Origin of the sequence: Chryseobacterium camelliae (assembly GCF_030818575.1) — a bacterium.
GTDB classification, from domain to species: Bacteria; Bacteroidota; Bacteroidia; order Flavobacteriales; family Weeksellaceae; genus Chryseobacterium; species Chryseobacterium camelliae_A.
Window position 1 is genome coordinate 3,891,286 of sequence record NZ_JAUTAL010000001.1, and the last position, 11,969, is coordinate 3,903,254.

Consider the following 11,969-nt stretch of genomic DNA (forward strand, 5'->3'; position numbering starts at 1 on the left):
TGACCTCTTAACATAAGTCCGGACTATTGTGAAACCATAATGTTTCTGATGACTTTCTTTTCAAGGAAGTTCCGTTCACTTGGGGTGAAGCGGTAGTTATGTTCCTGTTCAAGCAGCTCAAGAGGGGCTGTCTGGCTGTCATCAGGCTTCCAGGTGATAATCAGTGAGGCATTAGGCCGCGCGCTGACATCTTTAGCCGAAAAAGTAAACAGAGTGCTTGGCAGTGTGTTTTCTTCTTCTGGCCGGATATCAGATTTCGCCTTGGCCGGCTGAAGCTGTGTCATATCTTTAAGGAGAAGTGAGAAGGGTTTGCCTATGTACTTTTCTTTATTCGTTTCAAACCTTTTCAGGTATCCTAAGGTGTCTTTTACCGGTTTCTGGGCAGATACAAGCCCAGAAAATACCAGCAATATGATAAGAAAAATATTTGTCTGTAGTTTCATGCCTTACGATCATTTAATCTGCTTTCAAAAATAATGATTTCAGGTTACATAGAGGAGTTATTTTGATGATTGATGTATCTTATTAAATTTCAGGCAGATGGTTATGTAAAAAGGCCACCGGATTCCGGTGGCCAGATGATGTTTTTACATCCATTGATCTAACTATAACATATTAATTGCATTCAGCTCTGTTATGACGGCTGAACGGAATCATTCATTTCTCTACAGCCAGCTTACCACTCCTGTTTCTACATCATAATTGGCTCCTACAATTTTAATTTTACCTTCTTTTTCAAGGTTTCTCAGTGTTGAGCTCTGTTTACGGATGTCTTCGATGGCATGCTTTACATTCTGGTGGTTCAGCCTTTCGAGAAGGTCGCTGTTGGTAGAAGAATACTCTTCTCCGTCTTTAATCACCTCCTTAATAATCGGGCTGAAATGGTTGATCAGGTGGTTAAGATTATCCATTCCCATACCTTCAATCTGTGCAGCATCCAGTCCGCCTTTCAACGCGCCACATTTCGTATGTCCCAATACGACAACCAGTTTAGAGCCTGCCACATTACAACCGAATTCCATAGATCCTAAAATATCCTGGTTAACAAAGTTACCCGCAATTCTGATGCTGAAGATATCTCCCAAGCCCTGATCAAAGATCAGCTCAGCAGACGTACGGCTGTCTATACAGCTTAAAATAACGGCAAACGGCCATTGCCCTTCACGGGTTGCGTTCACCTGTTCCAGAAGGTCTCTGTTGGCTTTAAGATTATTTACAAATCTCTGGTTTCCTTCTTTTAAGAATTCCAGCGCCCTTTCAGGGGTAATGGTTGATTGTGTTTCGTGCGTGTGCGCTTTCATATAATTTTATTTATACTTTTTAATTACAATTAATTTATTTTCACATTAAGAACTCTATATAGCTCTTTTGTGCGTGACTATGATATGGGAATCCTCTTTCCGCTCATAGTCCAGGTATGATGTCTTAAAACCCAACAGCTCCACAGTAATATCCTCTTCTTTAGCCCTGATATTGGCAAAATCCTGAATCATTTCCAGGACATCCGTTGCAATATACGAGGTTTCTCTGGCATCAATGGTTACCGCAGAATTAGGTTTAATATTTTTTAATGTTTTCTTAATGGCAGCTTTGTTAAGGAATGAAACTTCCTCAGAAAGCCTGATCATGATTCCGTCCGCATCATTCAGCTTTTCCCGGCTCAGGTAATAGGCCCTCTTCATGTTTCCCTGAAGGATATACAATACGGAAATCGCTAATCCGATCCCTACACCTTTCAGCAAATCTGTTGCCACTACCGCCACAACTGTTGCCAGAAATGGGATGAACTGGAATTTTCCTAAATGCCAGAAGTGCCTGAACGTAGCTGGTTTAGCCAGCTTATATCCTACCAGAAGCAATACTGCAGCCAATGTGGCAAAAGGAATCAAATTTAATATTGCCGGGATGGAAAGCACACAGATCAGCAGCAATGTCCCGTGAATAATGGTGGATAGTTTTGAAGTAGCTCCTGCATTGGCATTTGCCGAACTTCTCACCACTACAGAAGTCATGGGAAGGCCGCCGATGAAAGAACTGACCAGGTTCCCGATTCCCTGGGCTTTCAGTTCGAGGTTGGTGTCTGTAATCCTTCTTTGCTGGTCCAGCCTGTCTGACGCTTCGATACAAAGTAAAGTTTCAATAGAAGCTACAATGGCGATCGTAGCGCCCGTTACCCACACTTTTGCATTCATAAAGCCTGAAAAGTCAGGAAGCGTTACAAAATTTTTAAAGTCATCAATAGATTTCGGAACCGGCAGGGAGACCAGATGCTTCGGACCTATAGCCAGTGAGCTGTCAGAAAGCTTAAATATTTCATTTAGGATAATTCCTGCGACTACAGCCACCAAAGCTCCGGGAAGCATCTTTATTCTCCTGAGGACATAAACTTTATCCCATACGATCAGTATGGCAATGGAAATCAGGGTAATGATAATCGCTCCGGGATGCACAGCCTCTAAAAGTTCCGTGAAATATCCAAAATTCAGCCCGTTGTCGAAAATAGATTCATGCCCCTCGTAATCCTTATCAAAACCCACTGCATGAGGGATCTGTTTTAAAATAATAATGATCCCGATTGCGGCAAGCATTCCCTCAATAACGTTATTAGGAAAATAATTGGAAATGCTTCCTGCCCTTATGAATCCTAAAACCAGCTGAATGATCCCTGCTATGATTCCTGCACAGAGAAAAATATTAAAGGCTCCAAGATCCGTAATAGCTGTAAGTACGATAGCTGTTAACCCGGCTGCCGGACCGGAAACGGATATGTTTGAATTACTGATGAACCCTACAACCAGGCCACCGACGATGCCAGCGATAATTCCTGATAAGGGCGGTGCTCCCGATGCCAGGGCAATTCCCAGGCAGAGCGGGAGTGCAACCAGGAATACAACGAGCCCTGAAGGGAAATTCTCCTTGATTCCTCCGATAAATGATGTCTTTTTCATGATGTAAACTGCTGTGAATAGAACGGGCTTACTGAGCTTAATAAGCCAATATAAAATTGAAAATTTAATTTCCGTATAGGAATGTCTTCACGATCAGAAGATTCTGATGTGAGCCATGATGAACATTAAGAAACCTGCTTAATTAGGCTTCCGGGGGAGGAGAAAATATGGTGAGTAACGGTGAAAGATGAAAGGAATCATCAATCAGTACAAAAGACCCGCCTTCCAGTGAAGGCTCAAAAAACTTAAGATAGTCATAGACATCCAGAGGTTTCGGAAGTGTCTTTTCATAAACAATAAGAGAGGTAGGATGGGAGTGAGGCTCTTCTTCATTGATCACAATATTCGTCTGGGTAAGATTCCAGCCCAACACTGCGGCAATACTCGGTAAAGCCGTGAAATTCAGGAAAAGTAATAATGTTATAGTACTCCAGAGTTTCATTTCACATGTTCTTTGAAAAACTACTTTGTTTTTCTACTCATCACCCAATCTGAGCTGGTAAGGTTATAAATCTTCTGGATATCTTTCAGGATTTTCTCGAAATCGATCTCCAGATCAATGATCTTACCCGTTCTTAGGTCAAACACCCAGCCGTGTACGATAGGTTCTTCTTCAAGAATGTACCGCTCCTGCACACAGGCCATTTTAATTACGTTGATGCATTGCTCCTGAACATTCAGTTCTACAAGCCTGTCATAACGCTTTGTGTCGTCTTCAATTGCGTCCAGCTCAATTTGGTGGATCCGGTATACATCGCGGATGTTCCTCAGCCATGGATTCAGCAAACCAAGATCCTGAGGCGTCATCGCAGCTTTTACCCCACCGCAATTGTAATGCCCGCAGACAATAATGTGCTTCACTTTCAGATGCTCTACAGCGTATTGAATAACCGCTGTTGAACTCATGTCCAGAGTATTCACAATATTGGCAATATTTCTGTGGACGAATACTTCACCAGGCTTTGCTCCCATAAGTTCTTCCGCCGTAGCCCTGCTGTCCGAGCATCCGATATAAAGATACTCCGGGTTCTGGGTTTTTGCAAGTTCTTCAAAGAAAGCCGGGTTTTCTGCAATTTTAGATTCTACCCACTTTTTGTTGTTTTCAAAAATAACTTCGTACGATTGTGCCATAATATATAATTATTTATTTCGTTTAAATTATTTTTAAATTCAATAGACTAAATCAATAATATTACAAAAGTATTATTTTTGATCAGAAAATTACCATCTTTAACAAATTTTAAGACTGTAATCTGAATAAAGTCATCTCCAATTTTTAAGAATTGATGATTAATCCATCAAATATTGATTTCAACAACGTAAAATTATGCATATATCAGCAATAATAATATACGGGCTGCTCACCCAAGCAATTCATAAAAAACAGAAGCATTAACAGAAAATAATGAATGGGAATGGTCACATTTTGATTATGAGAGATAATAATTTTGTACCACCTTTCATTCTGGAACGGGTAAGATCTTTTTAATATGCACTTTTGCAAAAAAATCATTCGGCTATTATGAGAAAATTATTATTTGCAGCCATGTGCATATTCGCTTTGCTGGTAGGAGCTTATCCTTTATTATATGCTTTTGTTGAGTCTAAATATACTTTTCTGAGCTCTAAGTCTCCCGAAGTTCTTCATAATATCATTTGGAAAACAGCTTTTCTTGCCCACATCATTTTCGGTGGGCTGGCACTTTTCATAGGCTGGCGGCAGTTCGGACCTTCATTCAGGAACAAATATACGGGCTTGCATAGGGCTATTGGGAAGATCTACGTAATTGCAGCTATCATCAGTTCTGCTTCCGCGTTGTATATGGGCTTTTATGCAAATGGTGGACTTGTATCAGAAATAGGATTTATCTTTTTAGCAATCACTTGGCTCATGACTACGGCCATAGCAGTGGGCAAAATCAGAAACGGACAGGTCATTCAACACCAGCAGTTAATGACCTATAGCTATGCTTGTGCATTTGCAGCTGTAACCCTGAGAATTTGGTATCCTCTGTTGATACGGATAAGCGGTGATCCTGTCAACTCTTATATTATTGTGGCATGGTTGTGCTGGATTCCTAATGTGTTGACCGCTTATTTTCTGAACATGAGATTGAGAAAGCGTGAATCCTGAATGAACGGAAGACAATATTCGGTACACGGTATTATTTACATTCAGAAAGATCAATTAAAAAGCAGCTTTAAATCAGATTTTATTATTGATATATCCTTCAGTAGCATTGTCGGCAGGAATAATTTTAGCGGGATTCCCAATAACAACGGAATGCGGAGGCACATCAAAGTTAACATATGCATTAGGGGCAATAAGCACATCATCTCCGATGGTGATGCCGCCAACAATTACAGCATTGGCGCCAATCCACACTTCATTGCCGATGACCGGAATCCCTGCATTTTTTCCGCGGTTCTGCTGTCCGATGGTAACGCCTTGTGCCATATTGCAGTTTTTCCCGATTCTTGTATACGGGTTGATCACCAGGCTTCCCCAATGTCCCAGGTAAAATCCTTCCCCGATTTCAGTTTCCGGATAAATCTGGAAACCATATCTGATCTGGTAATGGCGCAGAATCAGCTTCCAGAAGATATTTAGAACAGGAGTCTTACGGAATTTTTGTGCTTTTCTGAATATGTAGATAAAATGAAGATTCGGGTTGATACATTTTGCCCAGATTCCAAATGGGGAAAGCCATTGGCCGCTTTCCCGGTAAAAATCTTTCTGAAGGGTGGAATAGTGGTCTGCCATACAAAATATTTATTGATCCGTATTAAAAGATGGTTTGCAGGGTGCATCGAGAACAGAAATAATCCTTGAAACTGAATTTTCAAGGGTAAAAGGCATCTCATAATGATACAGCCGTTCAAGATACTGTTCAAAAAATTCCGGTTGGGATAACGCTTTTTTCATGCCGGTATAAATCCCTTCATCGGAGTTCTCTACCAAAAGCCCAAGCGCCCCGTTCATCAGCATTTCGCCTGCTCCTGAAACTTCAGTGGCAATAATTTTCTTTTTCAGGGTTATGGCTTCAAAAAGCACTGTTGGAAAACCTTCATACCTTGAGCTCAGCAGATAAAAATCCGCATGTTTAAAATAAGGGTAAGGATTATCTGTAAAGCCCAGCATGGTAACGGTTTCATCCAGGCCGAGATCAGTCCGCTGACTTCTGATGTTTTCAAAATCATAACCGTCTCCAACAATAAGGATTTTATGCCTGAATCCTTCATCCAAAAGCCTTTTGTGGACTTTCAGCAGTCGGTCGAAACCTTTCTGCGGAAAAACGGTTCCCACTGAAATGAAGGTTGGAACAGACCTGTCGAAAGTATAATTCAGGACCGGTTCTTCTGCTTTGGTGATAAACTCTCCCGTATCTAGGGGATTATATATTTTGATTATCTTCTGATGTTCCGCATCGTTTTGGGCCAGGCTGTGAAAATGCTGTTCAATTTTTTCCGAAATGACCATAATCTGATCAAAACCGAAAAATTTTCTGATTTCTGTTTCCGTGTAGCCTTTAACCTGGGAAAGGTCATTGTGGATCCATACGATTTTTTTTGATGCCTTTAGCGGAGACCGCAGGATTTCATCCCGCATTCCGTGGATGGCCGCAAATTCGATATCGTACTTTTTATTTTTCAGTTTTCCTTTGTAGAGAAGACTTGGAAACCTTTTAAGTATTCCCTGGTAAAGCACCCTTGCAGCCTTTTTCGGTATTTCATGAGGGCCGTTGGTCGTAATCATTTCCCCCTTATTCAGGTATAAAACATTGATCCATTCCGGCACATCGGCAAGGTATTTTCCAGAATAGAGATTGAGCAGAAGATCGATTTCATACTGATCCTGCGGAAGGTTTTTAAGCAGTGTTACAAGAACTTTTTCTGCGCCGCCGTGACGCAGGGAACCTATTCGGATCAGTATTTTCTTTTTTTCAGCCATTTATTTCTTTACCGGTTTATAGGCATGCGGAAGGTGTTCTTTGATATAGGCTTCAAGCTTGGCTCTGTCCTGCTCCAGTTCACGAGGATAGATGACATTGTTGGCCAACAGCTTGTCCCCGTATTCCTTGATGGTGCAGATGTATTTGGCAGGAACCCCTGCATACACCGTTCCGCTGGGCATAGAAGAGGTTAAGATGGATCCTGCTCCCAGAACGCAGTTATCGCCCATTTCCACACCGAGCATGATGGTGGTATCGGCACCTATAAGGCATTGCTTGCCAATCTTTATCCTCCCGAAAGTACGCACATCTTTATATTCGTCAAAAAAATGCAGGGCATTCTGCCCTCCGTCGTGGTTGACAAACCGTACGTTATTGGAAAACGTAGTATCATCCCCGATCTCGATCAGGAAGCATTCCGTTCCGAACTGGGGAACTTCTACAAAACGTACGTTTTTTCCTACTTTCAGGCCTTTGGATAAGCAGATCTTCAGATAGATCTTCTGGATCATGAACTGATACGTGGTATGTATTTTCAGCAGGGCACGGTATAATAAAAGCATGCTTATTTTTTTACTAAATTAAGGATCATTTTTTCAATCTCGCTGAAGATCTTTCTATTATCAAATTGTTCTTCAACATCAGCCAGGTTTTTCCTGATCTGTTCCGTGAACGCCGGATCTGTTAAAAACCTTTTCATAACGTTATACATTTCGTCCACATTGTAATTGATGAGACAGCCGGTAAGCCCGTCGCGGATCATTGCCGGGATATCTCCTGTACGGGTGGCAATGACGGGTTTCTGAAGGATCAGCGCTTCGGCAATAACAAGCGGCCAGGCCTCGGATTCGGACGGAAGGATGAAATAATCTGCATGTTTAACATACGGATATGGATTCATTTTGTTTCCTGCGAGGATAAAGGTATCTTCTACTTGAACAGCTGCAATTTGCGCTTTAAGATTCTGAAGCTCCTCCCCGTCACCCACTACAAGCACCGAATGATTAAACCCTTCACGGATAAGCCTCATATGGGCTTCAATCAGTTTATGGTATCCCTTTCTGGAATGCAGGCGGCCGATTGAAATAAATACCGGCCCTGGCGGCAGATCACCAATATGCTCATCCGCTTTTCTTTTGATTTCTTCAACAGGAATGGCATTGATGATCACTGCTTCCTGAGGATAATTGAGATCAGGATAATATTGATGCATCATATCCCTGATTTTCTGTGAGCAGTAGACCATCTGGTCAAATTTCGGAAATTGCTTCAGGATTCCGGGAACGAGCGGCTGCAGTTTCGGCAGGTTGATTTCAGAATGGAACCAGCCTATTTTTTTTGAGTTTTTGTTGGTAGAATGAAGTACAGCTGCGAAATCCCCATATGTCATCGCTATTTCCGCATCGTATTCTTCCCCGAGAAGCTGATCGGCAATGACGGGGTTTTTCTGGACCTGTTTAAGCCTTAGCCTTCTCCGGATCAGCTGGATTTTCCGGATGATGGTATGTTCAGAAAAGTCCTCCTTGCCACGGGTAAGGAATACTTTCCTCACGTGATCAGGAAATTCGTTCCGCAGTTCTCCCTGGTCTATGTTGAGGCAGACCGTCATATCGAATTTTTCTTTGTCGAGATTGTTCAGTATGCTCAGCATCACTTTTTCCACACCTCCCATTTCCATGGAGCGGTGCCTGAAGAGCAGTTTTATTTTTTCTGACATGGGTTCGATCTTATCTAATACTTCCTGCAAAATAACAGGATTTTTTTCTTTAGCCTGAAAAGAATTTTGTTCTGATAATCCAGCAGCTCAAATATTTCATCAGGACGATTATAGCTTTCCGGGACTTTTTTCCCGCGTATATTCTTCAGCTGCCTCCGCTTCATTGCTGCCATGATCACCTGGGCAAAATAATCATGTGACCTGGCTTTATTGCTGTTCTGTGAAATGCCTTCGGCATGCATGCGGTACAGGTAATGCGGCTCATCAATGAAATATACTTTACCTTTTTCATACATTTTAAGGTACAGGTCCTGGTCTTCAGCAATCTTAAGTTCCGGGTTCATCTTCTCCGTGAGGTTATAAATGTCCTTCCGGAACGTTACAAAATGGGCAATCTGAACGGGGCAGTTGAAAAAGAAGGGATCACCGTTTACCACCTGCATTCCGGATCTAAAAGGTTCAATCGGATTCAGGTGTTCGTCACATTTCATAAAATAGGAATACGTAAGCACAATGTCCCGGTCTTTTTGGTAGGCGGCTACTGCCGATGATATGGCTTCCGGCTGTATGGCATCATCAGGATCCACAAGAAGCCGCAGATATTACCTTCAGCCAGTTCTATCAGCCTGCTTTTGGTAATGCCGACGCCGCTGTTAGTCTCATTCCGGTAGATTTTAAAACGGCTGTCAGTACCAATGAGTTTCCGGATCACTTCCATAGAATCATCTGTGGAAGCATCATCAAGGATAACGGCTTCCCAGTCGGTATAGCTTTGTGCCATGATAGACCGATAGCAGTCGGTGAAAAATTTACCGTTGTTATAATTGGCGATAAGGATGGAGAACTTCATCAGCAGTTATGTGTTTACAGTACAAAGATGGGAAATTTATTCTCTTGTTTTCAAAACCAGTTCCTGGCTGTTAAGTACCGTAGTATTCGCCGGAATATCACGATACACTGTACATCCTGCTCCGATAATACAATTATCCCCTATGGTAACACCTTTTAAAACCGTTACATTGCTTCCCAGCCAGCAATTGTTCCCGATCCTGATAGGCGAAGTATTAAACTCAGAATAAGAGACCTTAAATTCCGGAAACGTTTCATATGCATGGTTATGATCATATAATTTGACATTTTCCCCGAAGAGGGTATGGTTTCCGATGGAAATACTTTCCAGGCAGTTGATGGAACAGAAATTATTCATGAAAAAATCATCGCCGATATCCAGCCGGGCGTTTTTTCCCACCAGGATATGAATATAGTTCCTGAATGATGCTCCTTGGCCAAGGGTAACACGCTCCAGATCAGGATCCAGAATAAAATGATTGTCTGTGCCGGAACGGAGCCCTTTTAAGGAAACACCCGGGTGGTGCTTGAGAACAGACGCCTGGCTTCTCCTCCTGATCTTTTCAAAAATTGTATACAGCATAAGCGATTTAAATTTCATTCACATTTGTACCACAAAGATAAATGTTTTATGCCATTACCATAAAAAATCTTATTTTTGCCCATTAAATCCAACACAATGAGTGAAGTATCCAGAGTTCTCAAAACATTCATCGCATACATGAAAAGGCCGGACCTGTATCCTGAACTGGGCAGAAAAATCATCAAAAATACACTGAACAGAAAGAATGCGTTCAAAGGAAAGGAAAAGACGGGTTCATGGGCACAATCTAAAGCGGTTTCCCAGCACGAGGCTGTACAGCATCTTTTCGGAGCCGATACAGCATCATTCAGAAGCCTGTACGCTGACATTCTTACTGAAGCTGCAAAGAAAGAACGTGAATGTCCTGTGAAGATGGGAGGAGCCGGAGCTTTGGAAATGATCTATTTTGCCTGTGAATATACCCAAGCCAACAACGTTGTTGAAACCGGCGTAGCCTACGGATGGTCATCTCTCGCAGCCCTTCTGTCCCTTAAAAAAAGAGGAGGAACCCTCTACAGCTCAGATATGCCATACCTGGCACAGGATGGAGATCAGTATGTGGGTTGTGTAGTTCCTGAAGACCTGAAAGGATTCTGGAAGCTCTTCCGTTTCGCCGACCGTGAATCATTACCTAAAATTTTTGCTGACCGTACCGCTTTTGATGTTGTGCATTATGATTCCGATAAGAGTTATAACGGAAGATTCTGGGCATATCAGGAATTATATAAGCATCTGCGGAAAGGCGGGGTTTTCATAAGTGATGACATCGGCGACAATTCTGCGTATCAGGATTTCTGTGAAAAAAACAATATTGATTCCGTCGTGGTTGAATTTGAGGGGAAATACGTTGGTATTTTCATTAAGTAATAAATTCACGCTACTTTTGATCCGTGAAAATCAGTCAGATTACCTTTACCCGTTTCGTCGCGGCCCTTGCTATCGTCATCTCTCACTTTAACAAAGACCTTTTCCTGTATCAATTGCCTTATATTTCCGAAATTTTCCTGCGGGCTAATGTCGGTGTAAGCTATTTTTTCATCCTTTCAGGGTTTATCATGGTCATAGCCTACCATAGAAAAGAAAAAATTGCTTATACGGATTTCTACAGGAACCGGTTTGCCAGAATTTACCCGCTTTATATCGTCGGGGTAGCGTTATATCTCATTACCCGGTACTCAGGGTTCAATATTTATGATCTGATGCTGTATTTGTCCGGTCTTCAGAGCTGGATTCCAGGCAAAGCACTGGTCCTGAATTTTCCGGGCTGGTCCATTTCTGTGGAATTTCTGTTTTACCTGCTTTTTCCATTCTTATATAACCGGTATTACTCCAGAAAAAATAAAAGCATATGGGTAATTACTGCGATCATCTGGCTGACTACACAGGTGTTTTCAAACCTTTATGTCCACTCTTCATGGTATGAAGGGCCTCATACCGATAGCCATGAACTGGGATTTTATTTTCCGCTCCTGCACCTCAATCAGTTTCTGGCAGGAAACCTTGCAGGATTACTCTTTATCAGAAAACCCTCACATAAAAATTATGATAAAGAAATAATATTGCTGCTCATAGCCATTCTGTTGTCTCTCATTTTTATTCCGCTAAACTTTCATAATGGCCTCATGGCAGTATTTTTTATTCCGCTGATATTCCTGATCTCACGAAACAATGGATTGCTGACAAAGGTATTTTCATGGAAGCCCCTGGAATATTCAGGAGAGATCAGCTATGCGATGTACATCGTTCATATCCCTGTTTTATACATTTTAAGAGCCGTATGTACTGCGGCAAACTATAATTTAAGTAATGATATTGTCTTCCTGATCTATATTCCTGTACTGATCCTGATTTCAGCACTTTTGTATGAAACGGTAGAAAAACCCTTGCGAAATGTATTAAAATCTAAAAGCAAGCATTAA

At 41.8% G+C, this 11,969-nt stretch carries 15 protein-coding genes; 3 read left to right on the top strand and 12 right to left on the bottom strand.

Annotated elements, in window-relative coordinates; translation table 11 throughout:
* Nucleotides 1–23: 23 nt before the first annotated feature.
* The 5 genes from QE404_RS17880 to QE404_RS17900 form a co-directional block, all read right to left on the bottom strand.
* On the bottom strand, nt 24–443 hold the full coding sequence (locus QE404_RS17880) for a hypothetical protein (protein ID WP_307452826.1): 420 nt from the start codon (nt 441–443) through the stop codon (nt 24–26).
* A 222-nt stretch (nt 444–665) separates the two neighbouring features.
* Nucleotides 666–1,301 (bottom strand): carbonic anhydrase family protein, encoded by a 636-nt coding sequence (locus tag QE404_RS17885; RefSeq protein WP_307452828.1) that lies wholly within the window; start codon nt 1,299–1,301, stop codon nt 666–668.
* Nucleotides 1,302–1,355: 54 nt separating this feature from the next.
* A complete protein-coding gene (locus QE404_RS17890; RefSeq protein WP_307452830.1) occupies nt 1,356–2,948 on the bottom strand; it encodes a SulP family inorganic anion transporter in 1,593 nt (530 codons plus the stop codon).
* Nucleotides 2,949–3,090: 142 nt separating this feature from the next.
* Nucleotides 3,091–3,390: a hypothetical protein gene (locus tag QE404_RS17895; RefSeq protein WP_307452832.1), complete on the bottom strand. Its 300-nt coding sequence runs from the start codon at nt 3,388–3,390 to the stop codon at nt 3,091–3,093.
* 20 nt (nt 3,391–3,410) lie between these two features.
* Nucleotides 3,411–4,079 carry a carbonic anhydrase gene (locus QE404_RS17900; protein ID WP_307452834.1) on the bottom strand — a complete coding sequence of 223 codons (669 nt, stop codon included), beginning with the start codon at nt 4,077–4,079 and terminating at the stop codon, nt 3,411–3,413.
* 391 nt (nt 4,080–4,470) lie between these two features.
* Here QE404_RS17900 and QE404_RS17905 point away from each other — a divergent pair, with 391 nt between their 5' ends.
* The gene (locus QE404_RS17905; RefSeq protein WP_307452836.1) at nt 4,471–5,082 is read left to right on the top strand and encodes a DUF2306 domain-containing protein; all 612 of its coding nucleotides are present in this window, start codon (nt 4,471–4,473) and stop codon (nt 5,080–5,082) included.
* Nucleotides 5,083–5,154: 72 nt separating this feature from the next.
* On the opposite strand, the gene QE404_RS17910 is transcribed toward QE404_RS17905, so the two are convergent.
* The 7 genes from QE404_RS17910 to QE404_RS17940 are packed head-to-tail and all read right to left on the bottom strand — an operon-like array spanning nt 5,155 to nt 10,050.
* The gene (locus QE404_RS17910; protein ID WP_307452838.1) at nt 5,155–5,712 is read right to left on the bottom strand and encodes a serine O-acetyltransferase; all 558 of its coding nucleotides are present in this window, start codon (nt 5,710–5,712) and stop codon (nt 5,155–5,157) included.
* A 9-nt stretch (nt 5,713–5,721) separates the two neighbouring features.
* Nucleotides 5,722–6,900 carry a glycosyltransferase gene (locus tag QE404_RS17915; RefSeq protein ID WP_307452840.1) on the bottom strand — a complete coding sequence of 393 codons (1,179 nt, stop codon included), beginning with the start codon at nt 6,898–6,900 and terminating at the stop codon, nt 5,722–5,724.
* Nucleotides 6,901–7,464 carry an acyltransferase gene (locus tag QE404_RS17920; RefSeq protein WP_307452842.1) on the bottom strand — a complete coding sequence of 188 codons (564 nt, stop codon included), beginning with the start codon at nt 7,462–7,464 and terminating at the stop codon, nt 6,901–6,903.
* Between the two features lie 2 nt (nt 7,465–7,466).
* Nucleotides 7,467–8,648: a glycosyltransferase gene (locus tag QE404_RS17925; RefSeq protein ID WP_307452843.1), complete on the bottom strand. Its 1,182-nt coding sequence runs from the start codon at nt 8,646–8,648 to the stop codon at nt 7,467–7,469.
* A complete protein-coding gene (locus QE404_RS17930) occupies nt 8,633–9,205 on the bottom strand; it encodes a hypothetical protein (RefSeq protein ID WP_307454043.1) in 573 nt (190 codons plus the stop codon). The genes QE404_RS17925 and QE404_RS17930 overlap by 16 nt, the downstream gene beginning before the upstream one ends.
* Nucleotides 9,157–9,468, bottom strand: coding sequence for a glycosyltransferase family 2 protein (locus QE404_RS17935; RefSeq protein ID WP_307454045.1), 312 nt, complete (start codon nt 9,466–9,468; stop codon nt 9,157–9,159). The genes QE404_RS17930 and QE404_RS17935 overlap by 49 nt, the downstream gene beginning before the upstream one ends.
* 36 nt (nt 9,469–9,504) lie before the next feature.
* The gene (locus QE404_RS17940) at nt 9,505–10,050 is read right to left on the bottom strand and encodes an acyltransferase (RefSeq protein WP_307452846.1); all 546 of its coding nucleotides are present in this window, start codon (nt 10,048–10,050) and stop codon (nt 9,505–9,507) included.
* A 96-nt stretch (nt 10,051–10,146) separates the two neighbouring features.
* Here QE404_RS17940 and QE404_RS17945 point away from each other — a divergent pair, with 96 nt between their 5' ends.
* On the top strand, nt 10,147–10,917 hold the full coding sequence (locus QE404_RS17945; RefSeq protein WP_307452848.1) for a class I SAM-dependent methyltransferase: 771 nt from the start codon (nt 10,147–10,149) through the stop codon (nt 10,915–10,917).
* A 23-nt stretch (nt 10,918–10,940) separates the two neighbouring features.
* Nucleotides 10,941–11,969, top strand: a complete 1,029-nt coding sequence (locus QE404_RS17950) for an acyltransferase family protein (protein WP_307452850.1) — start codon at nt 10,941–10,943, stop codon at nt 11,967–11,969.